This window comes from Pseudomonas sp. R37(2017), from assembly GCF_002113375.1.
Classification (GTDB): Bacteria; Pseudomonadota; Gammaproteobacteria; order Pseudomonadales; family Pseudomonadaceae; genus Aquipseudomonas.
In genome coordinates, this window is the sequence record NZ_NEHO01000013.1 from 59398 (window position 1) to 86248 (window position 26851).

General features: G+C 58.4%; 23 protein-coding genes. 11 read left to right on the plus strand and 12 right to left on the minus strand.

The window, feature by feature from the left end:
• Positions 1 to 23: 23 nt before the first annotated feature.
• From CAG47_RS19990 to CAG47_RS20020, 6 genes are all read right to left on the minus strand, one after another.
• Positions 24 to 689, minus strand: coding sequence for an ABC transporter permease (locus CAG47_RS19990; protein ID WP_085726564.1), 666 nt, complete (start codon positions 687 to 689; stop codon positions 24 to 26).
• On the minus strand, positions 686 to 1681 hold the full coding sequence (locus tag CAG47_RS19995; RefSeq protein WP_085726565.1) for an ABC transporter ATP-binding protein: 996 nt from the start codon (positions 1679 to 1681) through the stop codon (positions 686 to 688). The genes CAG47_RS19990 and CAG47_RS19995 overlap by 4 nt, the downstream gene beginning before the upstream one ends.
• Complete coding sequence (locus tag CAG47_RS20000; protein ID WP_085726566.1) at positions 1678 to 2361, minus strand: ABC transporter permease; 684 nt, start codon at positions 2359 to 2361, stop codon at positions 1678 to 1680. Before CAG47_RS20000 ends, CAG47_RS19995 begins: the two co-directional genes overlap by 4 nt.
• A 363-nt stretch (positions 2362 to 2724) precedes the next feature.
• Positions 2725 to 3708: a GlxA family transcriptional regulator gene (locus CAG47_RS20005; RefSeq protein WP_085726567.1), complete on the minus strand. Its 984-nt coding sequence runs from the start codon at positions 3706 to 3708 to the stop codon at positions 2725 to 2727.
• A 157-nt stretch (positions 3709 to 3865) separates the two neighbouring features.
• Positions 3866 to 5755 (minus strand): amidohydrolase family protein, encoded by a 1890-nt coding sequence (locus tag CAG47_RS29080; RefSeq protein WP_256577488.1) that lies wholly within the window; start codon positions 5753 to 5755, stop codon positions 3866 to 3868.
• Between the two features lie 473 nt (positions 5756 to 6228).
• Positions 6229 to 7140, minus strand: a complete 912-nt coding sequence (locus tag CAG47_RS20020; RefSeq protein WP_143515891.1) for a LysR substrate-binding domain-containing protein — start codon at positions 7138 to 7140, stop codon at positions 6229 to 6231.
• Positions 7141 to 7285: 145 nt separating this feature from the next.
• On the opposite strand from CAG47_RS20020, the gene CAG47_RS20025 reads away from it, so the two are divergent.
• From CAG47_RS20025 to CAG47_RS20035, 3 genes are all read left to right on the plus strand, one after another.
• On the plus strand, positions 7286 to 10417 hold the full coding sequence (locus CAG47_RS20025; protein ID WP_085726569.1) for an FAD-binding and (Fe-S)-binding domain-containing protein: 3132 nt from the start codon (positions 7286 to 7288) through the stop codon (positions 10415 to 10417).
• Between the two features lie 152 nt (positions 10418 to 10569).
• Positions 10570 to 12243, plus strand: a complete 1674-nt coding sequence (locus tag CAG47_RS20030) for a nitrite/sulfite reductase (protein ID WP_085726571.1) — start codon at positions 10570 to 10572, stop codon at positions 12241 to 12243.
• Positions 12240 to 12743: a DUF934 domain-containing protein gene (locus CAG47_RS20035; protein ID WP_085726573.1), complete on the plus strand. Its 504-nt coding sequence runs from the start codon at positions 12240 to 12242 to the stop codon at positions 12741 to 12743. Before CAG47_RS20030 ends, CAG47_RS20035 begins: the two co-directional genes overlap by 4 nt.
• 48 nt (positions 12744 to 12791) lie before the next feature.
• Here CAG47_RS20035 and CAG47_RS20040 read toward each other — a convergent pair whose 3' ends face one another.
• Complete coding sequence (locus tag CAG47_RS20040; RefSeq protein WP_085726575.1) at positions 12792 to 13721, minus strand: LysR substrate-binding domain-containing protein; 930 nt, start codon at positions 13719 to 13721, stop codon at positions 12792 to 12794.
• Positions 13722 to 13877: 156 nt separating this feature from the next.
• Here CAG47_RS20040 and CAG47_RS20045 point away from each other — a divergent pair, with 156 nt between their 5' ends.
• From CAG47_RS20045 to CAG47_RS20065, 5 genes are all read left to right on the plus strand, one after another.
• Positions 13878 to 14576, plus strand: coding sequence for a fumarylacetoacetate hydrolase family protein (locus CAG47_RS20045; protein ID WP_085726577.1), 699 nt, complete (start codon positions 13878 to 13880; stop codon positions 14574 to 14576).
• Positions 14577 to 14666: 90 nt separating this feature from the next.
• Positions 14667 to 16034, plus strand: a complete 1368-nt coding sequence (locus tag CAG47_RS20050) for an aromatic acid/H+ symport family MFS transporter (protein ID WP_085726579.1) — start codon at positions 14667 to 14669, stop codon at positions 16032 to 16034.
• Between the two features lie 21 nt (positions 16035 to 16055).
• The gene (gene maiA, locus CAG47_RS20055) at positions 16056 to 16694 is read left to right on the plus strand and encodes a maleylacetoacetate isomerase (protein ID WP_085726581.1); all 639 of its coding nucleotides are present in this window, start codon (positions 16056 to 16058) and stop codon (positions 16692 to 16694) included.
• Between the two features lie 64 nt (positions 16695 to 16758).
• Positions 16759 to 17958 (plus strand): 3-hydroxybenzoate 6-monooxygenase, encoded by a 1200-nt coding sequence (locus CAG47_RS20060; protein WP_085726583.1) that lies wholly within the window; start codon positions 16759 to 16761, stop codon positions 17956 to 17958.
• A gap of 90 nt (positions 17959 to 18048) precedes the next feature.
• On the plus strand, positions 18049 to 19161 hold the full coding sequence (locus CAG47_RS20065) for a cupin domain-containing protein (RefSeq protein WP_085726585.1): 1113 nt from the start codon (positions 18049 to 18051) through the stop codon (positions 19159 to 19161).
• Between the two features lie 1276 nt (positions 19162 to 20437).
• Here the strand turns inward: CAG47_RS20065 and CAG47_RS20070 are convergent.
• A complete protein-coding gene (locus CAG47_RS20070; RefSeq protein WP_085726587.1) occupies positions 20438 to 21352 on the minus strand; it encodes a LysR family transcriptional regulator in 915 nt (304 codons plus the stop codon).
• Positions 21353 to 21515: 163 nt separating this feature from the next.
• Here CAG47_RS20070 and CAG47_RS20075 point away from each other — a divergent pair, with 163 nt between their 5' ends.
• The 3 genes from CAG47_RS20075 to CAG47_RS20085 are packed head-to-tail and all read left to right on the plus strand — an operon-like array spanning position 21516 to position 24365.
• Entirely contained in the window at positions 21516 to 22691 is a 1176-nt protein-coding gene (locus CAG47_RS20075) for a M20 aminoacylase family protein (protein ID WP_085726589.1), read from the plus strand.
• Between the two features lie 45 nt (positions 22692 to 22736).
• Positions 22737 to 23516, plus strand: coding sequence for an ABC transporter substrate-binding protein (locus CAG47_RS20080; RefSeq protein ID WP_085726591.1), 780 nt, complete (start codon positions 22737 to 22739; stop codon positions 23514 to 23516).
• Positions 23517 to 23525: 9 nt separating this feature from the next.
• Complete coding sequence (locus tag CAG47_RS20085) at positions 23526 to 24365, plus strand: phytanoyl-CoA dioxygenase family protein (protein ID WP_085726593.1); 840 nt, start codon at positions 23526 to 23528, stop codon at positions 24363 to 24365.
• Between the two features lie 195 nt (positions 24366 to 24560).
• Here the strand turns inward: CAG47_RS20085 and CAG47_RS20090 are convergent, their stop codons facing one another.
• The 4 genes from CAG47_RS20090 to CAG47_RS29255 form a co-directional block, all read right to left on the minus strand.
• On the minus strand, positions 24561 to 25052 hold the full coding sequence (locus CAG47_RS20090; RefSeq protein ID WP_085726734.1) for a MarR family winged helix-turn-helix transcriptional regulator: 492 nt from the start codon (positions 25050 to 25052) through the stop codon (positions 24561 to 24563).
• A 14-nt stretch (positions 25053 to 25066) separates the two neighbouring features.
• The gene (locus CAG47_RS20095) at positions 25067 to 25504 is read right to left on the minus strand and encodes a thioesterase family protein (protein WP_085726595.1); all 438 of its coding nucleotides are present in this window, start codon (positions 25502 to 25504) and stop codon (positions 25067 to 25069) included.
• Positions 25501 to 26259 carry a class I SAM-dependent methyltransferase gene (locus CAG47_RS20100; RefSeq protein WP_085726597.1) on the minus strand — a complete coding sequence of 253 codons (759 nt, stop codon included), beginning with the start codon at positions 26257 to 26259 and terminating at the stop codon, positions 25501 to 25503. The genes CAG47_RS20095 and CAG47_RS20100 overlap by 4 nt, the downstream gene beginning before the upstream one ends.
• Positions 26260 to 26523: 264 nt before the next feature.
• Positions 26524 to 26748 (minus strand): hypothetical protein, encoded by a 225-nt coding sequence (locus tag CAG47_RS29255; protein WP_305881841.1) that lies wholly within the window; start codon positions 26746 to 26748, stop codon positions 26524 to 26526.
• Positions 26749 to 26851: the final 103 nt, after the last annotated feature.

Consider the following 26851-nt stretch of genomic DNA (forward strand, 5'->3'; position numbering starts at 1 on the left):
TTCTTGTAGTTGTTGTTCGTGATTTAGCGTGTCGCCAGCCGCAGACCTCGGGAAACCGAAGCGTGCTGAGCCAGACCGCAGAGCATGTCCACCAGCATGGCCAGGCCCGCAGTGGCGATTGCACCGGCCAGCATCATGCCGTAGTCGTTAAGGTCGATACCGGTGAAGATCAGTTCGCCAAGGCCGCCGCCGCCGACCAGGAAGGCGAGGGGCGCTGTGCCGACGTTGATGGCGAGTGCAGTGCGCAGGCCGGCGAAGATGACGATCAGCGCGTTGGGAATCTCGACCTTGAAGAGCATTTCCCGAGGCGTCATTCCCATGGCTTCGGCGGCTTCAAGCAAATGCGGGGGCACTGCGCGCAACCCCTCGTAAGTGTTCACCGTAATCGGCAGGATGGTCGCCACCCACAGCGCGAAAATCGCTGCGGGTGCGCCGACCCCGACCAGGGTCATCGCCAGTGCCAGCAAGGCTAACTTGGGGACTGCCTGACCGATGTTGAGCACTTGCATGACGGCCAGGGCGTGGCGCTGGTTGCGCGGGCGGCTCATCCACACGCCAACCGGCAAGGCAACGATGATCGCCAGCGCGCTGCTCACCGCCACAATGTGTAGGTGCTGCAGGGACAGATACACCACCTCGCTCCAGTAAGCCTGAAGCCATTCCACCATCTTGTTCAGCGCGTTCATCATGCCACCGCCTTCGTATTTTCAACCAGGCGCGAGAGAATGTCGCGTTGATGGACGAAGCCGATGAACTGACCTTGCTGGTCCTTGCATATCGCCCAGTCGCGGCCTTGCCCGAGCAGTTGGCACAAGACCTGGCGCAAATCGTCACTCGGCAGCACGGTGATGGGGTTCCACGACGAAGTACCGGCCTTGTCGCCGACGATCTGCATATGTTCCAGGGGTGGTGTCTGGCAGGCGATATCCGCCGCCTGTAGCAGGCGCAGGCGCTTCATGATGCGATCACCGCCCATGAAGTTGGCAACGAACTCGCTGACGGGGCGGGCGAGCAGGTCGTCTGGCGTGCCGAACTGCTCGACCCGGCCGGCATTGAACAACGCGACGCAGTCGGCCATTTTTACCGCCTCGTCGATGTCATGGCTGACGAACAGTACCGTCTTGCCGACCTGACGCTGGATGCGCATGAACTCATCCTGGATCGTGTCGCGGTTGATCGGGTCGATGGCGCCGAAGGGTTCGTCCATCAGCATGACGGGCGGGTCGGCGGCAAGGGCGCGGGCTACACCGACACGTTGCTGTTGCCCACCGGAAAGCTCGCAGGGGAAACGCTTGGCGAACTTCGACGGCTCCAGGGCAACGACTTCCAGTAGCTCAGCTGCACGCTTGCGGCTTTTGGTTTTGTCCCAACCCAGCATATCTGGCACAACGCAGATGTTGTCCTCGACCGTCATGTTGGGGAACAGGCCAACTTGTTGAATCACATAGCCTATTGAGCGACGCAGGGTGACAGTGTCCAGTTCGGCGGTGTCCCGACCACCGATCAGCACCTTGCCGGAAGTCGGAGGGATCAGACGATTGATCATCTTGAGGGTGGTGGTTTTGCCACAGCCAGACGGGCCGAGCAGCACGCAGATCTGACCCTCCGGTACGGTGAAGGAGACGTCTTCCACTGCCGTGATTGAGCCGAATTTCTTATTCAAATTATTAATCTGGATCACGATGTAGCTTCCTTCATGCTGAGGTTGTTGAGCTTGATCAGACCTTTGGGGGTCAGCGCACGCTGGAGGAGGGACAGGGCGTAATCTGCGACCACGGCGATCACGCTGATCAGGATCGCCCCGGCGATCAATTGGCGGGTATCAGACTGGGCGATGCCGCGTACGATCAGGCTGCCAAGCCCACCTGCACCGATGTAGGCTGCGATCGCCGCGATGCCGATGTTGATCACCGTCGCCACACGAACCCCGGCCATGATCAAGGGCGTTGCTAGCGGGAGTTCGACTTTCCACAGTCGTTGCCAAGACGACATGCCCATACCACGTGCGGCTTCACGCAACGAAGGCTCGACATTGGAAATTGCCGTGTGGGTGTTGCGGATGATGGGTAGCTGTGAGTACAGGAACAGCGCGATGATCGCTGGCACCACGCCGATGCCTTGGCCCCAGGTCGACAGTACGGGGATCATCAGGCCGAACAGCGCAGCGGAAGGAATGGTCATCAGCATGGCGGCGCAGGTCAGTATCCAGCGCCCCATGCGTGGATGCTGCGAGACGAAGACCCCCAGGGGGACCCCGGTGAGGATGGCAAGGCCGACCGCCATGAAGACGATGTAGAGATGTTGCCCAAGTAGTTGGGCAATCAAGCCCATGTTCGAGGTTATGAAACTTAACGTTTCCATTTTTATTGTGCCTTACTCCGCAGGATTGTTGTTCGCCGGTTCATCTGGGAGCGGATGCCGGTATTGGCAAAACATTAACCCTGGCAGGCCTTGATCCTGAGATTAAGGTTCGACGATATTTGTCATAAGTTCGACATGTCGCAGGCCCAGATCGGCGTTGCGCATGCAGCGACCGACAGTGCTGCACGCCGGTCGAGCGGCGCGATGCGTGTGTTGGTCGCGGTCGCGGCCTGTGAAGAGTGGATTGGCGTCGAGCCATTGCTATAGAGGGTTTTGTTGGGGCTAAACGGGATCCAAAACTTGTTTGCCCGAAGGTTTGGAATATCCGTCAGTGATTTTCATGAGAAATCATGAGGTTGGTTTTCAGAGCGTTGTTTCACTATCAAACTTTCGACGCTCCTCACCTGGGCTACAGCCCCAGGCCTTGCGATAGGCACTGCCCAAGTGGGAGGCCGAGACGAAACCACAAGAGTAGGCTACCGAGGCGATGGACTTGCTGCTTTCGCGCAGTAGCCGGCGCGCTTCGGCCAGGCGCAGCTCGAGGTAGAAGCGTTGCGGCGTCATGCCGAAATGCTGGTGCCACAGGCGTTCCAGCTGTCGCTGCGACACATTGCAGCGATCCGCGACTTCCTCGATGCTGATGACGTGTTCGAAGTTGTCTTCCATATACCCGATGGCCGCGGTGATGCGCCGGTCATGGATGCCGAACCGCCATTGGATGGACATGCGCTGATGTTCTTCCGGCCCGCGGATCCGCGCATGCAGAAACTGCTCGGCCACTGCGGAGGCCAGCTTGCCGCCGTAGTCCACGGAAATCTGCGCCAGCATCAGGTCAATGGCCGCTGTGCCGCCTGCGCAGGTCCAGCGATTGTCGTGGTTTACATACAGTTCGCGGGTCACTTCGATGCCGGGAAACTCCTCGGCAAACTCGTTGATCGACTCCCAGTGCAGCGTGCATTTGCGCCCCTCCAGCAGGCCGGCGCGAGCGAGGATAAAGGTGCCAGTACTGAAGGCCCCGACCGTTTTGCCCAAGGCAGCAGCTCTTTGCAGGAAGCGCAACATTTTCGGCGGACGTTGGTGCTCGATATCCAGACTGGCGAGCACGAACACGCGATCCAGGTCGTTGGCCTCGACCAATGCCTGTGTGCTGATTTCGACGCCGCTGCTGGAGCAGACGGTACCGCCCGTTTCCGAGAGCAACAGCCACTCATACAGTGATTCGCCCGCCAGGCGATTGGCCGCACGCAGGGGCTCGCTCGCTCCCGCAAGGGCCATCATCGAGAACTGCGGCAGGATCAGCAGGCCGATCCGTTTGCAACCTTCTTTCGATTTTGCAGCTTGCGCCATGGAGACACTCCGGTTGGGCATTCGACGGCTCGGGCCACAAGCGGGCCCGTCTGGCTGTCAGAATACTGGAGCGGACGCATTCGGGAAGCGGCGGGAGAGTTCGGGGCGGGAAAAAAAAGGGCAGGGGCCTGAATGGCCCCTGCCGGTGAAGCGTCGTTTACAGGTTATTGCGTACGGCTTCGTCGATGTTCTGAATGATAGCCTGGAATACCGGATGATCTGCTTCGTTCTGCTGGCCGTGCTGCATGTCGGAGATCACCAGCACACCGTCACCGGCGTTGCCTGGGTAGCGATGATAGAGGCGTTCGGACTCGGCCGGCATGTGCAGCGAGTTCTTCGCACCATGAATGATCAGGGCAGGCGGGAAGCCACTCGCGCCTTCGATATCCTGCTCCGGATCGAAGCACATGTAGGAGGTGTAGGACTTGGCACTGACCCAGACACAACCCGGCCAGCGGTCCGCACCTCCTGCCTCGGTGTAGGCACCCAACTGCTCATCGACATATTGCTGCGTGGCCGGATCCAGTGGGTAATAGCCCAGGCGGGTGGCCTCGGTACCGGTATCGAATGGTGGGATCGCGGCATCGGGGTTCAGTGCCTTGATCGCGGCATCAGCGGCGTTCACGTCTGCACGCAAGGCTTGCAGCGAACGGATGCTGGTGTAGCTCATAGGCGCCCAGAATTTCACCTGTTCGGCTTTGCCGCGCGCCAGTTCCGCGATCGCCGCCAAGCTGGCCACCGAACCCATCGCCCAGGAAGCGACCACTGGCATTTGGCCGAACTCCTTTCGCACCCAGGCCACTGCACCGAGGACTTCGTCCTTCTGATCTTCCAGGCTGACGTTGGTCACGGTCTTGCCATCGACTTGCGCGGTGTTGCGAACGGCCTTGTTATTGAAGAAGCCCGCCACATCGTAGGTCATGACGCGATAGCCGCGAGCGGCCAAGGCACGGCCAAACAGTTGTCCGTACATCGACACGCCGCCGGTGAAGCCAGAGTTGAACACTACTGGAGGCAGGTTCCGATCGGGAGTGGCTGGCTCGAAAACTGTGCCGTTGAGGCTGAGGGTCTGGCCGCCGAAGTCGACGTCGAACTTGATTTCGCGGGTGGAGATGGAACTCATTTTTTCACCTGTGGCTTGTTGGGTTATTTGTTGGGGGAAGACAGTGGTGGCCGCGCCGTTGAGCAGCACGTCGGCGGCAACGGCACAGTGCTGGGAGGCAGAGTTGGCCAGTTGGCGAACGAAATCGAACACGCCTGCAGGATCGAACCGGGAGGCATAGGCGTTGCCAGCGTGGTCGGCACCGACATGCGGCGCATCGGTGGCTTGCAACAGCAGCTTGTCAGCGCCGAGGGCTTCGACAATGCGTACGACGAACGGTGTGACCTGTGAGATATCGGTCGAGGTGCGATAGCCCGGTCCCTTGAACCAGACATTGCCGCGTTGTCGCGCCGCCTTCAGCAGTTGGGTGTATGCGGCATCATCGGCGCCCAGGCTGAAGTGGCAGGTGCCAAGATGGTCGATGACCAGGCGGATGTGCTGTGGAATCTGTTCCAGTACCCGAAGGTTGGCGGCCGCCGCTTGGGCATAGACGTGAACGTGCTGGTCGGAGTTCAGGCGCTCGTACAATTCCAGCCATGCAGGGCTGCAGAAGGCATCCGGGGCGATGCTCTCCACCGGCGCATCATGTAAGACGATTCGAATGCCGACGACTTGCGGATGACTCAGTCGTTCTTTGTTGGCGTAGGCAGGATCGGCCTTGATGGTGCCTATAAGGCGAATCCGGTCGTATTTCCCGGGGTGCGCCTGCTGCAGGCGTTCAAGTTCCTTGAACGAGGCAAATACATTCTCGGAGTCAGGCAGAATACTCAGGTGTACGTTATTCAGCAGTACAGGCGACAGGCCTTTGCTATCTAGTGTTTCTAGATAATCGCAGAGTGGATTTGGCACAGGCAGTTCGTAGGGGAGCGCATTACCCAGTGCGCTGAGATCCTCGTCTGTAAAGAAATGCACATGGCTGTCAATCAAGCGGTTGTTATTGTTCATCGGTGTGTTCCCGTTGGCTTGGAAACACGATATTGGGAAACGCCGCCACGCACGTCCCGCCAACCCGACGACTCCTATCAAAAGTTCGACATGCCGCTGCCGTGCCCACTAAACGTCCAGCGGATCCTGAGCATCACTGGTCTAGACACCATAGAAATTGAATCCCTCAGCGCCGCGAAACTCGTCGTTGCGAACGAGCAGGCCACCGGTGCTCAACGGGCGTTCCTAGAGCCTGAACATGTGGCAGAGGCCACGTACTTCTGTAATCGGAGAAGGCGGCATCGATCACGGGAGTGATGCTGCCGGTTGACGCAGGGTGGTTGGTTCACGCCCCGCACGCCGCTTATTTGCGAGGCAACTCAATCCAGGACTAGCCAAGTTGTGGAGGGAGTGAACAGGCTTGTCCTAATGGAGTAGGCTGAGAGCCCGCACCAGTCGAATCCTTGATCGCTTGCTGCAAACGAAACGCCTGATTAGATTGGACCCTCTGGAAAAGACAGGCTTAGCAACCACTCACTGAACGCCACCAGTGACGGCAGGTTCTGGTAGCGATTGGCATACGCCAGGTAGTAGCTCCGTCCGCTTTCCATCGGGTCAAACAGCGCGACCAATGCCCCCGCCTTGAGCTCATCCTGCACCAGCACTCGCGGCACCAATCCGATGCCGATACCGGCTGTCACCGCCTGAATCAGGTGACTGGTGAGCTCGAAGCTCGGGCCCAGGCGCATCAGGCGATGATCCAGACCGTTGTACTCAAACCAGTCGGACCACGCGCTGGGGCGGGAGACGACATTGAGTAGCGAGTGACTGGCAGCCAGGTCCGCTGGAGTGATCGAGCGGTATTCGGGCAGCGCCGAAGGACTGGCCACGACGATCAGTTGTTCTGTCAGCAATTTGTGGGAAATGAACCCCGGCCAGGACCCTGAACCGGCGCAGATGATCGCGTTCATTTCTCCGGCGACACTGGCCAGGTCCGCCTGCATGATTCTGGAATGGATATGCACGACGATATCCGGGTGCCTGGTGTAGAAGTCATTCATCCGTGGCAACAGCCACTTGGAGCCGAAGGTGGGCAGCACGGCCAGATTCAAGGTCCCGCCTTGAGCGCTGAAGGCGATTGTATTGAGTGTGGCGCTGCGAATGCGGCCCAGTGCCGCTGCCAGTTCATGCTGGTACAACGCGCCGGCGGCGGTCAGGTCGATACGCCGGCCATCGCGATGAAAAAGTTCAACACCCAGCAACGACTCCAGCGACTGAACCTGGCGGCTGACGGCGCTTTGCGTCAACAAAAGTTCATCTGCCGCCTTGGTAAAGCTGCCGTGTCTGGCCGCCGCCTCGAAAGCCACGAGCACCGACATGGAGGGGGTGAGGCGTCTAGGATTCATTCATAAACCTCATGCAAACACTGCGAGTTTTACGTTTGTCTCAGGAGTGTCATCTTCAAATAATAGGGCTACATGCATTTTGCCCCAACGCCGACTCATACGTTAAGCGAATGTAAAAAAGAATTAGCCTGCAGGAACCATACGAATGATCGCGCGCCTTATCCCTGAACACGACCAGACGGATCTTTACCAACGTTTCCTCAACCAGTTGGATACTGAAGGCTTCAAGGGGGAGATCGTCCGTGACTATGGTTCCCGGACGGTGTTGGCGACCGATAACTCGATTTACCAGCGCCTGCCCCAGGCGGCGGTGTTTCCCAGGGATTACGCGGACGTAGAATGTGTGGCGAAACTCGCTGCGCACCCGGACTTTCGTTCGGTGGTCCTGACCCCTCGTGGCGGCGGCACAGGCACCAACGGTCAATCGCTCACCGACGGTGTGGTGGTCGACCTCTCCAGGCACCTGAACGGGATTCTCGAAATCAACGTTGAAGAGCGTTGGGTCAGGGTGCAGAGCGGTGTGGTCAAGGATCAACTGAACGCCGCACTGAAGCCCCACGGCCTGTTCTTCGCCCCCGAATTGTCCACCTCGAACAGGGCCACCGTCGGCGGCATGATCAACACTGACGCCAGCGGCCAGGGCAGTTGCACCTACGGCAAGACGCGCGACCACGTGTTGGCGCTTTCCACGGTTCTGCTGGGTGGTCAGCGGCTCGATAGCCAGCCACTGGACGCCGAGCAAACCGATCGGCAAGCCATCCGTCAGGACGTCATCGGCAACGTGTATCGTTGCTCCCGGGATATCGCCGATCAGCAAGCCCAGTTGATTGAGCAGACCTTTCCAAAGCTCAATCGCTGCCTGACCGGTTATGACCTCGCACACCTGCGTGAACAGGACGGGCGCTTCAACCTCAACAGCATCCTGTGTGGCTCCGAGGGTTCCCTGGGCTTCATCGTCGAAGCCAAACTCAACGTCCTGCCGATTCCGCGACACAGCATCCTGGTCAACGTGCAGTACGCCGGTTTCATGGATGCCTTGCGCGATGCCAAGGCGTTGATGGCGCTCAAGCCGTTGTCCATCGAAACGGTGGACTCCAAAGTGCTGATGCTGGCGATGCAGGACATCGTGTGGCACGGCGTTGCCGAGTATTTTCCATCCGCTCCCGGCCGGCAGACCCTGGGCATCAACCTGATCGAGTTCAGTGGCGATGATCTGCAGGACCTGGAACAGCGCGTCCACGACTTCATCCAACACCTGAAAACCGACAACACCGTGGAACGCCTGGGGCATACGCTGGCCATTGGCAGTGAGGCCGTGAAGCGCGTCTACACCATGCGCAAAAGATCCGTGGGCCTGCTGGGCAATGTTCAGGGCGAAGCCCGGCCTCAACCCTTTGTTGAAGATACCGCCGTGCCCCCGGAAAACCTGGCGGATTTCATCGCCGAGTTCCGTGCGCTGCTCGATGCCAACCAACTTGAGTACGGGATGTTTGGCCATGTCGATGCCGGTGTTCTGCACGTAAGGCCGATCCTGGACATGAAGGACCCCGCGCAGGCCGCCATTGTTCGTCCCATCTCCGATGCAGTTGCCGCGCTCACGCAAAAGTATGGTGGGTTGCTCTGGGGTGAGCACGGCAAGGGCCTTCGCTCCGAGTACGCCCCGGGTTACTTCGGTGCCCTTTACCCATCGCTCCAGGCGATCAAGGCCGCGTTCGATCCGTTCAACCAGCTCAATCCCGGCAAGATCGCCACGCCCTTGCACGTCACTGATGCCAGGCTGACCAAGGTCGACGAAGTCCGGTTGCGCGGGGAATTCGATCGGCAGATCAACGAAAGCGTATGGCAGAGCTATCAGAGCGCCGTTCAATGCAATGGCAACGGTGCCTGCTACAACTTCGATCCCGACGATGCGATGTGCCCCTCGTGGAAAGCCACGCGCAACCGTATTCATTCACCCAAGGGGCGTGCCTCCCTGGTGCGCGAATGGCTGCGCCTGCAGGGGGCCAGGGGCGCCGATATCCTTGGCAACGAATCCGCCAACCTCGCAGGGCTGTTCGTCAGGGCGCGAAACACGGTTGGCAAATGGCTCGGGGAACAAGACTTTTCCCACGAAGTCTACAACTCGATGGCGGGTTGCCTGGCGTGCAAATCCTGCGCCGGACAGTGCCCGGTGAAGGTCAATGTCCCGGATTTCCGCGCCCGTTTCCTCGAACGTTATCACAGCCGTTACCTGCGCCCATTGAAGGACTATGTGATCGGCTCGCTGGAATACAGCATTCCTTACATTGCCCGTTTTCCACGGCTGTACAACGCCATGATGAGTGCGCGGCCGGTCAAATTCATGCTTCAGCATGTGGTTGGAATGGTCGACAGCCCGTTGCTGAGCCTGATGGATTTCCATCAGGTTTGCGCTCAGTGGAAGGTGGAAATCGCGACCGCTGGCAAACTGTCAAAACTGACTGATGAGCAACGCCAACGCAGCGTCATCATCGTTCAAGATGCTTTTACCCGCTATTTCGAAACACCGGTCGCCGCCGAATGGATAGAGCTGATTGCCCGACTGGGCTACCAGATCTACCTCGCGCCGTTTTCGCCCAATGGCAAGCCGCTCCAGGTTCAGGGCTTCCTCGGTGCGTTCAAAAAGACAGCGGCTCAGAACGCCAAAGGCTTGAAGGCACTTCAGGAGTGTGGCATCCCGCTGGTGGGTCTGGACCCGGCAATGACCCTTGTCTACCGGCAGGAGTACGCCAAGACGCTGGAGCGCGATGCGGCCCCTGAAGTCGCACTGGCTCAGGAATGGTTGGTGACTGCGCTCCCAGCGCTGCAAAGGCAGGGCGGGGCAGAGGTGTTCCATTTTCTGCCGCATTGCACCGAGCGCACCAATGAGCCGGCCAGCATCGAGCTCTGGAAAAAGGTGTTCGAGGGTTTTGGCCTGACGTTGCAGGTCCTGGCGAGCGGCTGCTGCGGCATGTCCGGTACGTACGGGCATGAAACTCGAAACGTGAAGACCTCGCAGGTCATCTATTCGCAATCCTGGCAGCCGCTGGTAGAGCGCTACCACGCCAGTGGCAGGCTGATTGCCGATGGTTATTCATGCCGTAGCCAGGTGAAGCGCCAGGCGGGGGAAGTGGTGCTTCATCCCCTCCAGGCGCTCCTCGGTTTACTTCGCGAAGGCGATACAGGAGTGACCAAGGCAACACTGAGTACCAAAGCGATGTCGCGTGAGCCCCGAGTGAAGGTCAGTTCTGCCGTAGTCAACAAGCCGGAGCTCAACTAAACCTCGAACAACGTTAGCACGATGACTTTATCTGGGTCTGATCCGGTTTTTAATGCTTGAGCTGAATCTGTAACGCGCATCACCGGGAGCGCATATTGGCACCCATCGAAGTTGCCCCATGCGAGAGGGCAAACGCTGATGAGGTCCCGAGCATGTATCAATACGACGACTACGACCGTGCACTGGTGCTGGAACGTGTGGAGCAGTTCCGCGATCAGGTCGAGCGCTTTCAGGCGGGCGACCTGAGCGAGGAAGAGTTTCTGCCTCTGCGTCTGCAAAACGGTCTGTATATGCAGAAACATGCCTATATGCTGCGGGTCGCGATCCCCTACGGCACCCTGGCGGCGCGGCAGTTGCGCACCCTGGCGCGAATCGCTCGCGACTATGATCGCGGCTACGGGCACTTCACTACACGACAGAACCTGCAATTCAACTGGATCGAACTGCATCAGGTGCCTGAGATTCTGCAGCACTTGGCCGCAGTGGATATGCATGCGATCCAGACCTCGGGTAATTGCGTGCGCAACATCACCACTGAAGCCTTTGCCGGGGTCGCCGCCGATGAACTGATGGATCCGCGACCTTTGGCCGAAATCCTGCGCCAGTGGTCGACGATCAACCCGGAGTTCCTGTACCTGCCGCGCAAGTTCAAGATCGCTATCTGTTCTGCAAAACAGGATCGCGCGGCGATCATGATGCACGACATCGGCCTGTACCTGTATGCCGACGAAACGGGCCATATGCGCCTGCGGGTGATGGTCGGCGGTGGGCTCGGACGCACGCCAATCCTGTCTCAGCAAATTCGCGAGGACTTGCCCTGGGAACATTTGTTGTCTTATGTCGAAGCGGTGCTGCGGGTCTACAACCGCCACGGTCGACGCGACAACAAGTACAAGGCCCGAATCAAGATCCTGGTCAAGGCGCTGGGTATCGAAGCCTTTGCTGCCGAAGTCGAACAGGAGTGGGAGCAAATCAAAGACGGTCCGGCACAATTGACTGAGGCCGAGTACCAACGCGTCGCCCGTGCCTTTGTCGCACCGGCGTATCAGTCCCTGAGTGATATCGAACTGGATTTCGGCAGCCAGCTGATGGCTTCCCCTGACTTTGCCCGCTGGGTCTCGCGTAATACCCAGGCGCATAAAGTCCCCGGCTACGTGAGTGTCGTGCTGTCGACAAAGCCTGGCGCGGACACACCACCCGGTGACCTGACGGCTGCGCAGATGGAGGCGGTGGCCGACTGGTCAGAGCAGTTTGGTTTCGGTGAGATACGTATCGCCCATGAGCAGAACCTGATTTTACCGAATGTGCGCAAAAGCGACTTGCTGGCTCTGTGGATGCTGGCCTGCGAGCAAGGACTGGGGGTGGCCAATGCCGGCTTGTTGACCGACATCATTGCCTGCCCCGGCGGTGACTTTTGCGCCTTGGCCAATGCACGTTCGCTACCTGTTACCGCCGCGATCCAGGCGCGCTTCAATGACCTGGACTTCCTGCATGACCTAGGCGATTTCAGCCTGAACATTTCCGGCTGCATGAATGCCTGTGGCCACCACCACATCGGCAATATCGGCATCCTTGGTGTCGATAAAAATGGCATGGAGTGGTACCAGATCACCCTCGGGGGCGCCCAGGGCAAAGCCGCGGCACTGGGCAAAGTGATCGGCCCTTCGTTCAGCGCCGAGCAAATCCCGGATGTCATCGAGTGCATCGTCGATACCTTCGTCGACTATCGCGAAGTCGAGGAAAACTTTATCGACACCTTCTCCCGCATCGGTATCGAGCCGTTTAAAGAGCGGGTCTACCCCAAGCACTCGGAGACTCTGGCATGAACAACTTACTGAAGTTGTGCGAAGGCGGTGCGCGACACGTGCTGGATGATCACTGGACCTTGATCCGCGATACCGAGGGTGAGCTTCCGGCCGGCCCGTTGATCCTGCCACTGGCTCGCTGGCGTCAGCGGCAGGAGGAGAGCCAGCTACAGACAATGAGCCTGGATGGCATATGGCTCGAACCCGATGACGACTTGGAAAGCCTCGAGTTGTGGCTGGATGTATTGCCACTGATCGCCCTGGATTTTCCCAGCTTTCGCGACGGACGCAGCTACAGCCAGGCCTATCTGCTGCGTACGCGGCTAGGCTGGCAGGGCGAGTTGCGCGCCATCGGGGACGTGCTGCGCGATCAGCTCAGCCATATGCGCCAGTGCGGTTTCAACAGCTTTGCCGTGCGTGAAGACAAGTCCCCTGAAGATGCCCTCAAAGGGCTGGCCGGCATGAGCGTGCTGTATGGACGTTCGGTGATCGAACCCCGACCGCTGTTTCGGCGCCGCTGAACCCAGGACATGACCATCCAAGACTTCGGCGTCAACTGCCAGGAACCTTCAGTCCTGGAGGATTTCGTCTTGACCTGAGGCCTTTAGCAGGCATCGGCGAAAATCCACAACGGCATTATCAGTGTAGGGTTCATCGCGCCAACAAACACCAATGCTGCCTTCAGCGCCCATTTGAAAGTCCAGAGCCTTGACCAGGCCTCGATGGGTGAAATGCTCGGCAACTCGACCAGAGGCGATCGAAAGCATATCGCTTGTTTGCAGTAACCAGAGGTTGGCCATCAGCGATGACGATTCGATTCGGCAGGGCAAAGGTTTGAGCCCTGCGCTGCTCAACGCTGAGTCGAGTCTCTGGCGAATCGGCGTACCTTCCGGCCAGAGAACCCAGTCGAATCCGTAGAGATCATTCCACTCCAGATTCGATTTCAATGCCAGCGGGTGATCGGGACGGGCAATGACTTGCATGGGTTCGCGAAACAGCATCTGGCTGTTCAGCGTATACCTGGGCTGATAGCTGTCGAGTCGTCCGACCACCAGATCCAGCTGGCCAAGTTCCAGGCGCTCAAGCAATACATTCATGGTGCTCTCTTGCAGGGAAACATGGGCCCGTGGGTGCATGGTCAGGAAATGCGCAATGGCGTCGGGTACCAGGCTCGGTGCCGAGGCCGGTGACGTACCGATGGCGATGTTCGGTGCGTTGCCTTCCTTGAGCGCGTCCATGTTGCTCTGTGCCCGCTCCATCTCGCTCAAGATGCGCCGCACGTGGTTGATCAGCAGTTCGCCCTGGGCCGTTGGGCGCAATCCGCGGGCGTGGCGCTCGAACAGCGTGGCACCGGCATCTTCCTCAAGGTCTTTGAGCCACTTCGACAAGCCGGGCTGGGTGGTATTGGCGGTACGCGCGGCGTCGCTGACGCTGCCGGTTTCGGCAAGGCTGATCAGCAGTTGCAGGTGTCTGAGGCGTAGACGGGTAGTCCAGGTCATGGGGCACCTATACGAATACCAATATGGATGCATCGTAAAATATCATTATTCTCATAATGCTCGCAGGTTTTTAATGGGTCAACGCCGGGGTCGCTGCATGCCAGCGCAACCTGCTAGTCGTGGTCAGCATGACCCACCTTTACCTGGAGCCCTTTGATGAGCTACGTATTCGAGCCACAAGCCCCCGTGACCCTGGCGGTCGCCGGTAGTGAGCAAAAATTTCCGGTACGCCGCGTTTATTGCGTGGGCCGCAACTACGCCGCGCACGCCCGTGAAATGGGTTTCGATCCAGACCGCGAACCACCGTTCTTCTTTTGCAAACCTGCCGATGCCGTGGTTGCGGTTGCCTATGAGCAAGTCCTGGAACTGCCTTACCCGGCAGAAACCAGCAACTACCACTACGAAATCGAGCTGGTCGTTGCCATCGGCAAGGCAGGGCGCAATATTGCATTGGAGCAGGCCAACGACTGCGTATTTGGCTACGCCGTGGGCCTGGACATGACCCGCCGCGACCTGCAGATGAAAATGCGCGAAATGGGCCGTCCCTGGGAAATCGGCAAGGCGTTCGATGCGTCGGCGCCGATCGGTCCATTGCATCCGGCCAGCCAGATCGGCCATCCGAGCAAGGCCGGTTTGTGGTTGCAGGTCGACGGCACCGATAAACAACGCAGCGACATTGACAAGCTGATCTGGTCCGTACCGGAAACCATCAGCTACCTCTCACGGTTCTTCGAATTGCAGCCTGGGGATCTGATCATGACCGGCACCCCTGAAGGGGTCGGTCCAGTGGTGGCCGGTGAGCGCATGACCGGTGGTGTCGAAGGTCTGGGCGAGATCCAGGTCAGCGTCGTCTAGCCGGTTCCGGGGTCGGCTCCACGCCGCCGGCCCCGGCTCGAATTGCCTATTACGTGGTCCGCGAAACAGGCAGACCCGGAGGATTCACTCATGTCTTCCACTGATAAAAACAACAGTGTGGATGTACAAGACTTCATCGACAGCAGGCCGGTCAGCCGTTATCAGTGGCTGGTGCTGGGTTTGTGTTTTCTGGTGACCGCCATTGATGGTCTGGACACTGCCGCCGTTGGTTTCATCGCCCCGGCCCTGCGTGACGAGTGGGGTTTGACGTCGGCACAACTCAACCCGGTCCTTGGTGCTTCATTGCTGGGCCTGATGCTGGGTGCTTTCATCGCCGGTCCCTTGGCCGACCGTTTCGGACGCAAAACCATCTTGCTGGTTTCCGTGTTGTTCTTCGGGGGCTGGAGCCTGGCCGCCTGTGCCTCTCAAGACGTCTTCAGCCTGACGTTGATGCGTTTGCTCACCGGCCTTGGCCTGGGGGGCGCCATGCCTCAGGCAATTACCCTGACTTCCGAATACTGTCCGCAACGTCGGCGCTCGTTGATGGTCACCACCATGTTCTGTGGCTTCACCCTCGGCTCGGCGTTCGGCGGCGTGATAGCCGCGCAGCTGGTGCCGGTGTACGGCTGGCGCAGCGTGCTGTTACTTGGCGGTCTATTGCCGCTGGCATGCCTGCCGTTGCTTTATCTGTTCCTGCCTGAATCGGTGCGGTTTCTGGTGCAGCGCCAGGTGGCCGCCAGGAAAGTCAGCGCGATTTTGCAGCGCATCAGCGGCCAGCAGATGGCCAGCGATCTCAGGTACGACATTCACGATGGCATCGGTGAATCCAACACCGGCCAATCGCCGATCCGACAGATTCTCAGTGGCAGCCATCGCACTGGAACCCTGCTGCTGTGGACCTCTTTTTTCATGAGCCTGTTGATCATCTACATGATGACCAGCTGGTTACCGATTCTGGTCAAGGACACTGGCCTGACACTCAGCCAGGCAGCGCGGGTCAGTGCGATGTTCCAGGTCGGGGGCACTCTGGGTGCCGTTGTCCTGGGCGCTGCGATGGACCGTTTCAATCCATTCCGGGTGCTGGTCTGCGCCTACGTCGCCGGCGCATTCTGCCTGATGCTCATCGGTCTGTTTCACGAGCAATTCATCTGGTTGGCCGTCGGCGTGTTCGGCATGGGCTTTTGCATCAGCGGCTCGCAAGTGGGCGCCAATGCCCTGGCCGCCAGTTTCTACCCGACCACCATGCGTTCCACCGGGGTCAGTTGGGCCCATGGCGTCGGGCGCATCGGTTCGGTCCTCGGCACCTTGAGCGGTGGCTGGATGCTGGGAGTGGGCATGGGCTTCAACGGCATCTTCAGCGTCCTGATGCTACCCGCCTTGCTGGCCGGCACCGCGATTTTCGTGATGGGCCTGCGCTACAGCCGTTCGCTGACGCAGCCATCACTCGCCGTTCATTGATACGCCACAGGAAATACCACCATGAAGCTCTACAGTTTCTTCAATAGCTCCACTTCTTACCGGGTGCGTATTGCACTCGCCTTGAAGGGGCTGACCTACGATTACCTGGGCATCAACTTGCGCGAAGGCCAGCAGTACAGTCACGCACACCGTGAATTGAGCCCGATTGGAGGGGTGCCGGTGCTGGTCACCGATGGCGAGGTACTGACCCAATCCCTGGCGATCATTGATTACCTCGACAACCGATTCCCGCAAACGTGCCTGATCCCGGTTGATGCACTGCAACGTGCCCGCGTGCTGGAAATCGCCAACCTGATCGGCTGCGATATTCATCCGCTGAACAACGTGCGTGCCCTCAATTACCTGCAGAACGTGTTGGGTGTCACGGCTGAGCAAAAATCAGCCTGGTACAAGCATTGGGTCGCCGAAGGCCTTAGCGCCGTAGAAGCCTTGCTGCAACGCCATGGCAGTGGCAACTACTGCGTGGGTGACGAGCCGGGTCTGGCCGAATGCTGCCTGGTACCGCAAGTGGCCAATGCCGAACGCATGGGCTGCGACTTGTCCGGCTACCCACGGATCCTGGCCGTATACCGCCACTGCCTGGAACTGCCTGCCTTTCAGGCAGCGGCACCGGCGCGGCAAGCCGATTTCATCGCATGACTTTCCCGCAGGCCTCACTGCCCGTTCAACAAGCCTGCACGGCAACATACTGGAGACTCGCATCATGACTGCACAAAACCAAAAACAGTCAATTATCGTCGTCGGCGGCGGCATCGGTGGCCTTGCGGCCGCCCAGGCGTTGACGCAGCAAGGCATCGCAGTATTGCTGCTGGAGCAGGCGGACCATATCGGCGAGATCGGTGCCGGCATCCAGCTTGGGCCGAATGCCTATGCCGCGCTCGACGCCCTGGGCGCGGGGGTTGCAGCCCGCAGTCGTTCGGTGTTCACCGACCACCTGATCATGATGGATGCGATCGATGCCCACGAAGTGGCGCGCATCGATGTCGGACAGGCCTTTCGCGACCGTTTCGGCAACCCTTATGGGGTGATTCACCGTGCCGACATTCACCTGTCGATCCTCGAAGCGGTGCAAAACAACCCGCTGATCCAGTTCAAAACCTCCGTGCGTATCGAACGGATTGAGCAGGATGAGGCTGGCGTTACCTTGAACGACCAACACGGCAACACTTATCGCGCCGATGCCGTGATCGGCTGCGACGGCGTGCGGTCGGTGGTTCGTGATGCTCTACATGGCGAGCCGCCGCGGGTGACCGGGCATGTGGTGTATCGTGCCGTGGTGGATGAAAAAGACATGCCCGAGGACTTGCGCGTCAACGCGCCAATGCTCTGGGCCGGTCCGCGTTGCCACCTGGTGCACTACCCGTTGCGCGGTGGCAAGCAATACAACCTGGTCGTGACCTTCCACAGCAAGGAACAGGAAGAGTGGGGCGTTACTGAAGGCAGCAAGGAAGAAGTGCTGCAATACTTCGAGGGTATCCACCCGCGTCCACGGCAAATGCTCGATCGTCCGACCTCGTGGCGGCGCTGGGCCACGGCAGACCGCGATCCGGTGGAAAGCTGGGGCGAGGGGCGCATCACTATCCTCGGCGATGCCGCTCACCCGATGACTCAATACCTGGCCCAGGGCGCCTGTAGCGCGCTGGAAGATGCCGTGGTCCTGGGACAGGCGATCAAGCAGTGCGACTTCGACCTGCCGGCAGCCTTTCGTCTGTACGAAACCATCCGCATCCCGCGCACGGCCCGCATTCTCTGGTCGGCCCGGGAGATGGGTCGTCTCTACCACGCCAAAGGCGTCGAGCGTCAGGTGCGTAATCAACTCTGGGATGGCCGCACTCAGGAGCAGTTCTACGACGCCTTGCAATGGTTGTACGGCTGGAGCCTCGACAACTGCATGAAACACTGATTCGGTCACCGCTTTACCTGATGTCTGCGCGGCCTGCAACCTGGAGACGGCGCCGCGCATCGCCATTTCAATGAAAGAGGATACGTAGCCATGTCCAATCATGATGGACTTGAACAGGCCCCCGCTCACAACGCCATGGCGCCGGACGACAGCCCCCAATTGCGCCAACTGTATGCCGACTTCGAAGCCGGGCATATGATGCCGCTGTGGACCCAGATCGGTAACCTGATGCCCCGTCACCCGATGCCGCGCGCCGTGCCGCATGTGTGGAAATGGTCCGACCTGTACCCTCTGGCCAAGCGCTCTGGTGATCTGGTGCCGGTGGGGCGTGGCGGCGAGCGCCGGGCCATCGGCCTCGGTAACCCGGGGCTTGAGGGGCGTCCCTATATCAGCCCGACCCTGTGGTGCGCGATCCAGTACCTGGGCCCGCGTGAAACTGCGCCGGAACATCGCCACGCACAAAATGCCTTCCGTTTCGTGATCGAAGGCGAGGGGGTCTGGACCGTGGTCAATGGCGACCCGGTGCGCATGAGCCGTGGCGACCTGTTGTTGACCCCTGGCTGGAACTTTCACGGCCACCAGAACGTGACTGACAAACCGATGGCCTGGATCGACGGTCTTGATATTCCGTTTTCCTACCAGAACGATGTCGGCTTCTTTGAGTTCGGCTCGGAAAAGCTCACCGATACCACTACGCCGCAATTCTCCCGTGGCGAACGCCTTTGGTGTCATCCGGGGCTGCGTCCGTTGTCGGGTTTGGCCAACACCGTCAGTTCACCTATCGGTGCCTATCGCTGGGAACACACCAATCGTGCTCTCGCCGAGCAATTGCGACTCGAAGAGGAAGGCTATGCCGGTGTCCTGGAGCAAGGCCACGCCGCAGTGCGTTACATCAACCCGACCACCGGTGGCGACATCATGTCTACCATCCGCGCCGAATTTCATCGTTTGCGTGCCGGCGCGGTCTCGGCTGAGCGTCGGGAAGTCGGTTCGCGAGTTTTCCAGGTATTCGAGGGCAGGGGACAGGTGGTGCTCGACGGTGTCACGCTACATCTGGAAAAAGGTGACCTTTTCGTGATTCCGTCCTGGATCAGTTGGTCACTACAGGCCGAAAGCCAATTCGACCTGTTCAGTTTTTCCGATGCGCCGATCATGGAACGACTGAATTTCGACCGCACCATGGTTAATGGCCAGTTGGCCTGAGATCACGCTCAGAGCTTGCCAGCCCAGTGCTGGCATCCTGGATGTCTGGATGCCAAATCCAGACAGTACCACCCCATTCCGGCGCCTGAAGTACCCGAACAATACCCGTTTCGTGATGTAGGAGAGGGCGCTACCTTTAATACAACCATCGGGTTCGATAAAGTCCATCCAAACTTAACTCAACTAAATAGATGTTTAGTTGAGTTGGCTAATGATTCCACGTAGAGGTCGTTGCGTTGCCATTTGCGGTAGACCATCTTCAAGAGTACATATCACTCTCCAGACGCGAGTGATCGTAAGGGTAAACATTCCAACCGGCAAACCCCAGAACTCGAACAGCATTACGGAGCTTTGAAATCCTAGGAGTGCTAGGCATATCAAGGCTAACACGTCGGTTCAGTATTACTCTGTAAACTGGTTTTTTGACTTGTTAACTACGGTGGTTAACAAGTCAAAATTGTGGTTAACAACGGCACCGGACGAGCATTTCACTGAGCTTTTCATCCAACCAGATTTTCGCGAGTTTCAGGGGTATCTGGTGGCTGGAGAACTCTACGGCCTTCAAACGCAACGTGTGTATCGCCAAACCGTCAGTGCCTGCAAGCAAATCAATGGACGTTTGTGTTTTCCACGCGTGGCAGCCCTTAAAATCTGCTCACCAACTCCACGCTGAACGCTGCAGATTTCACACAGCGCCGTGCTCGGAGGCGAATCTGCGGTATCAGCAATGGCATAAATGAACGGGCTAACCCCAAAACATTTCCATTACTAAGCGAATCGGTGAACTCGGGTCTGGGGCACGATTACATCAATCAAGAACGACATCCGTGGATTCGCTACTCACGAAGTAAAATCAGGCGCGCCGAAGCCCGCCAGAACTCACACCGGTTCGGTAAGTGAACTCGTTAAGCGGAGACCACGAGGACCAATGGAGAACAAAAATGCGCACGTGTAGATCATCAGTGCAAGCCATCGGGTGACCGTACCGGCCATAAACTCATCAGATAGAATGTAAGATGTGCAGGTAGAGGTAAATTCTTTTCCAGGCGGCTAAACGGCTATGCACGAAATTTAGTTCTCGAAATGAAGAGAGATTACTTCCGAGAGCTAGGGGCCTGGCTTCAAATCTGCCGAGCACGTCCCCAGCAGCGGCACATGATATTACGCATAATGTATATTATGTTAAATGAAAGATTATTGAATCGCCCTTCACTTATCGTAGAACCAATCCGATCAAGTCTCAGCCTCTCCCCCGTATTTCGCCGCATCACTCAAATCAAACCAATAAATCCACAGTCTGCAACATCCGCCGATACGGCGAATGCGCCTGTTCCATCTCCCACTGAATGATCTCAATCAAACAATCCAAAAATCGCTGCGCCGCAGGTCTCAACGGCTGTCCGCTACGACTGATGGCGCCTACCGAAGCGCTGCCTACCGAATCGCGCAATGGCAAGGCGCACAAACCTTCCCGTTGCGCGCAAATCTCCACCAGCGGCCAGGGAAAGATGCTTAGCATGTCTGTTTCCCGCAGCAAACTCATGATGATCGAGATCGAATGGGCGAAATGCACATGCCCTTGGGTCGAAATCGCACCGTCCTGCTGTGAGGCCAATATCCAGTCGGCGGATTCCAGTTCTTCCATGCCATGGCAGTCAGACAACGGGTGTTGCTGGCGAGCGACTACGGCGCAATCCGCGGTGAACAGTGGCTGATACGTCAGATCGGTGCTGGAAAAGCGAGTATCGAGACGCCCGATAAACAGATCGACTCGTGCCTCACGCAGCATCGGGCACGCCACCGATGAAAGCCCCTCGTGCAATTCCAGTTGCACTTGCGGAAACAGTTGGCGGAAACGTACAAGCGCCTTGGGCATGAGGGTCATTGCCAGCCAGGGCGTGACGGCAACCGACAAACTTCCTGTCAGTTCCCCATTTTCATCAGCCAATACCTGTTGCGCGTTGCTCATTTGCGCCACCACCAGGCGTGCCTGAATCAACAGTTTCTTGCCAAGTTCGGTAAACACAATCCCCGTGGCATTACGGATCAGCAGTTGCGTCGCGCTGTCTTGTTCCAGTTTCTGGATGGCCTTGGTGACAGCGGCCGGCGACGTGTCGAGGCTTTTGGCGGCGCCGCGAATGCTGCCCGCGTCGGCCACTGCCACCAGTGCATTGAGTTGATAGAACTTCATGGTATCCGCCACTGTTAACCTTGGGTTGTCGCGTTCACTTTCGATTGCCTGTCAGCCGTTGCCCAGGCCCTCTACTCTCGGACCCATACCGCCCGGGCTTCGATCCTCAGCAAAGGACCGTACCAGAGGTACCTCCAACTGGTCACCAAGGAAAACGCTGCCAATGACAGACTCCATCGCGCTGTTGAAGGAAATCGAGCAGGAAATGCGCGAACTGCGCCACCAGATCCATGCCAACCCTGAACTCGGTTACCAGGAGGTCGAGACCAGCGAGCTGGTCGCCCAACGGTTGCTGGAATGGGGTTACGAAGTACACCGCGGGATCGCCGAAACCGGGATTATTGCCACGCTGAAAAAGGGCACGAGCCCACGGGTTATCGGCATACGGGCCGACATGGACGCCCTGCCGATCCTGGAGAAAACCGGCCTGTCCTATGCCAGCCGCATACCCGGCAAGATGCACGCCTGTGGCCATGACGGGCACACGGTGATGCTCCTGGCGGCCGCTTACGCCCTCGCCCATGGCCACCCGTTCGACGGCACCGTGCGCCTGATTTTCCAACCCGCCGAAGAAGGCCTGGCCGGCGCCCGACGCATGATCCAGGAAGGCGTGCTGCAACAGTTCCCTTGCGATGCGGTGTTCGCGGCACACAACATGCCCGGCTACCCTGTCGGCAAACTCGGCTTCCGGGCCGGCCCCTTCATGGCGTCCGCCGACCAGGTCAGCGTGACGATTCACGGCAAGGGTGGCCATGGCGCCATGCCGCACTTGAGCGTCGATCCGGTGGTGGTCTGCGCCAGTATCATCATGGCCTTGCAGACCATTGTCTCGCGCAACGTTTCGCCTCAGGAAATGAGCGTGATCACCGTCGGATCAATCAATGCAGGCAAGGCTTCCAACGTGATCCCGGACAGCGCACACATGCTGATTTCCGTACGCTCGCTGAACAATGCGGTCAGAGACCACCTGGAACAGCAGATCTGCAAGCTCATTCATGCCCAGGCCGAGGCTTTCGGCGCGACAGCCGACATCCAATACAGTGCCGATTATCCCTTGCTGGTCAACGATCAGGAAATGACCGGATTCGCACGCCAAGTGGCCGTCGACTGGCTGGGTGAAGACGAAGTCATGACCGACATCGTGCCTTTCAATGGCAGCGAAGACTTCGCCTATTTCCTGCAGAAATGCCCTGGTTGTTACCTGATTATCGGCAATGGTGACGGCGAGAAAAGCTGCATGGCTCACGACCCACGCTACGACTTCAACGATGACATCCTGATCCGGGGCGCGGGCTTCTGGGTCAAGCTGACCGAAGCTTTCCTGCCGCTGAACGCTTGAGACACGACCTGTCAAACCGCTAAAACCAATAAAAACGAGGTCAACATGCAGCTATTTAATCGTCATTACGCCGCCCTGCTCTTCGGATTGATCGTCGCCCCGCTGTCCCAGGCGCAGCCGGTGATCAAATTCGGTGTGGACCCCAGCTACCCGCCATTCGAGACCAAACAGCCGGATGGTTCATTGAGCGGTTTCGATATCGACCTGGGCAACGCCCTGTGCGCCGAGTTGCAGGTCAAGTGCATTTGGGTCGAGCAAAGTTTCGACGGCATGATCCCGGCTTTGAAGGCCAGGAAATTCGACGCCATCCTGTCCGCATTCAGCGCCACCGAAGTGCGTCGTCAGCAGGTCGACTTCAGCGACAAGATCTACACCGCCCCCTCTTCACTGGTGGCGCGAAGGAACTCGGGACTGCTGCCGACGCCGCAGTCATTGCAGGGCAAGTCGGTCGGGGTCGTTCAAGGCTCGCTGCATGAAAGTTACGCCAAGACGCAATGGGGGCGCCAAGGCGCCAACATCCTTTCCTACCAGACCCAGGATCAGGTGTTCTCAGACCTGATCAATGGACGCCTGGACGCTGCGTTCCAGGCGTCGGTACAGGCCGACATCGGATTACTGCAAAAGCCTCAAGGCCAGGACTTCGCTTTTGCAGGCGACCCCATCACCGACAAAAGCATCATTGGCGATGGCGTCGCCATCGGTGTTCGGAAGAACCAGCCAGAACTCAGGGAACAACTCAACACAGCCATTGCCGGCATTCGCCAGTCGGGCCAGTACGACCAGATCGCGAAGCAGTATTTCAACTTCGATATTTACGGCGAATGAGGCAAACCCATGAATGATCTGACCCAACACATTGATTCGCTCGCCCTGCCCGTCAACGACGTTACAGTCAGCGCTTTCCAGCGCGATGGCGCCGTGTGTATCCGCAATGCGTTTACGCCAGAGCTCATCAGCGAACTGACCCGGGGTATCGAACGCAACCTGGCGCAACCCAGCCCCCGTGCCAAAGTGGCGAGCAGCCCTGACGACCCGGGGTGGTTCTTCGAAGACTTCTGCAACTGGCAAACGAATGCGCACTACCGGAACTTCATCTTCGATTCCGCTATCGCTCCCATTGCGGCCGCGCTGCTGGGCAGCCGACAGGTACGCCTGCATCACGACCACTTACTGGTCAAGGAGCCCAATACCCGTCAGCGCACCCCCTGGCACCAGGATCAGCCTTACTACAATATCAGCGGTTCAGACACCGTCAGCTTCTGGATTCCCGTCGACCCCGTGCCACGGGAATCGACCCTCGAATTCATCGCCGGATCACACAAGGGCCCCTGGCTGATGCCTCGTTCCTTCATGGACAGCCAGGCCAAATGGTTTGCCGAAGGCACGCTCGACGAACTGCCGGACATTGAAAATCATCGCGAGGATTTCCCCATTCTGGGCTGGGCGTTGTCACCAGGGGATATGGTGTGCTTCAACATGCTGACCTTGCATGCCTCGTCCGGTGTCGGGGGGCAAAATCGTCGCCGCGCGTTCTCGGTGAGAGTCACCGGCGATGATGTTCGGCATGCGCCAAGACCTTGGGCCACCTCCCCTCATTTCCCCGGGCTCGAGGAAACGCTGGCAGCCGATGCCCCCTTGGAACACCCGTTGTTTCCATCCCTCTGGCCTCGCTAGTTGCTTGCGTACGGCTCGAACCGACCTGAAAGCTGATCGCCGGAACACTGGATTGCAGTGTTCCAGCGTTTTTACGATAGCCACCCGCTTGAGTCATCCGCCGAAGTACCTTACTCATGGGGCCTGAAGGCACGTTTATCACAGGGAGCGATTTCCTGATGGATGGATCACTCTGCATTCCTGCGAAATTCGACCTTAATCATGACCTGAACCTCCCGCCGCAATGCCTTGCTTGATATTGGCCAGTCGCTGCGAGAAGCCCTGCTTTTCAAGGGCTTGAGCCGTGTCTTCCAACACGCGGCGTAATGGGTAGCCGATCTCTTCTTCCAGGTGCTCAATAGTTTCAAAGGTGGCCGTCCAGTGAGAGGTCAGCTTGCTCACTAGTTTCTTGCCCGCAGGGGTCAGTTGAACAACCGTCTGCCGAGCATCTTCCCCACGCTGGCGGGCGATCACGCCTTCAGTCTCCATGTGGCTGAGTGTCTGGCTGATGGCGCCTTGGGTCAGATGAGTCAGGGCGGTGATTTCAGTAACCGTCCTGGCGCCAGAACGTATTGCACGCAACACAGGGGTGTATCGCGCTCGATACTTCAAGCCCATTTGTTGGTAATGCTCTTCTGCACCCAACTCCACCAACTCCGACACATACCGCAGAAGCTCACCCAGACCCGGTTCATTTCTTTTCGTCATTGCGGCTATCTCCATCAAGTGGTTGCAAGTGCGGCTTTTTCATGGAGGCGCTGCATGAATTTGTTGATGTCGATGATCGCCCTGCGATGGGTGCCTTCGCCGATGAGGCCGGTCTCGTCGTGGCACTGCACGTTGAACAACAGCGCCCTGCCCTCCAGGCCGATGAGTTCGACGGTCGCCGTCACCGTCATGCCCACCGGCGTCGCCGCGATGTGGCTCATGTCGACATGAGTACCCACTGTTCGTTGCTCAGGCGAGAGAAAGGGTCGCAGCCCCTCGATACAGGTTTGCTCGACGAAACCGATCATCATCGCCGTGGCGAGAACGGGAGGCATATCACTGAAGCCCGGCCAACTGGTCTCGACTTCTGGAACGGTGTGCCGCTGTGCGACAGTCAGCCGATCACTGTGGCGCAGGCCCACTGACAAAAGCGCTTTTTCCGAGGTGCTCATACGCGTCCGACTCTCATGTTGATTGGCCAGGTCACTGATCGCCGATCTTTGGACGATCCCCACATCGCGGCCAAGTCACGCGCAAAACCATGCAGAAGGTCTTCTCGCCCAGCTTCCCGAGCCTGCCGAACCGCTGACCACGTTGAGATGTAGCCGAGAAACTCATCCAGGTTCCAGTCAAGTTGAATACTCAAGGACGGCGTTTCGATGGGAGTGAACGGGAATTCCAGCGTGGCGTAGCCGGTGTCGACCAATTGGCGCTCGGCAGGCCAATAGGGGCCGATCTCTTGCCAGTAAAAATGCTTGAAGCGCTCACCGAGATCCCCTTCAAGACGCAGGACACCATAGCTGATCAGAGCCAGTACCGCTTTAGGCTCCGCGATTCGGCGAACTTCGGTATAGAACTTCGGCAAGTCGAACCAATGTGCGGCCTGTGCGGCTGTGATCAGGCCGGCGCTACGGCTCAGAAGTGGAATATCCTCCGCTGGAGCACATTCATAGCTGACGTTGTTACGGGGCACGGCATGATCGATTTGTTCATCACTTGGATCAAACCCCGCCACGGAAGTGAAGTGATCGGCAAGTTGGCAGGTTAGCTGACCGGTACCGCACCCCACGTCGACGGCAAGGGTCTTGTTCGGAGCAATGGAAGCCAGGAAGGCGCTTAGCTCAAGGGGGTATTCCGGCCTGAAACGCGAGTAGGCCTGACCGCCTTGATCGAACCAGTTCCGTACTACGGTTGAAGGACTATTCATTGATCGACTCTCTCAGCTCCAAGTTAAGTTTGATGCGTGCCACTCGCTGAGAAAATCCTGCCCCGGCTCGTTTTGTCGACTCATGACTGTTACCTCCATCACGCATTTGAATTTACATTAGCGCTAATGCATTTTCAAAGCAACTGACTCATGCTGATCAGAGTCGGCGAACTTGCACAGACGACAGGCGGTGCACCCAATTTGCTCATGCCAGACACAGAAAGAAAAAAGCCCCGTTCTCACGGGGCTTCACTCATGGAAGCATTAGGCTTTTGCTGGTTCTGGAGCCAGAACCTGGCAAATAACACCGCCCAGCACCAAAGCACCAATGCAAATTCCGAGCGTTGCTTGAACTCCATAACCGTCCATGACGATAGGCAGCAGGAAGGTAGCGCCTGCGGCCCCCAAGCGACTCATTGCAACGGAGAAGCCAATGCCAGAGGCTCGCAATTCTATAGGGAAGAGCTCAGGCAGATATGCGTACGCCAAGCTGCCTCATCCATATTTTCGATCAGCACACCAGCGAAACAGGCAAATACAAAACCAGCAACCCATGCGATCATCACTCAAACCAAAATCACTTCCCGAGCCA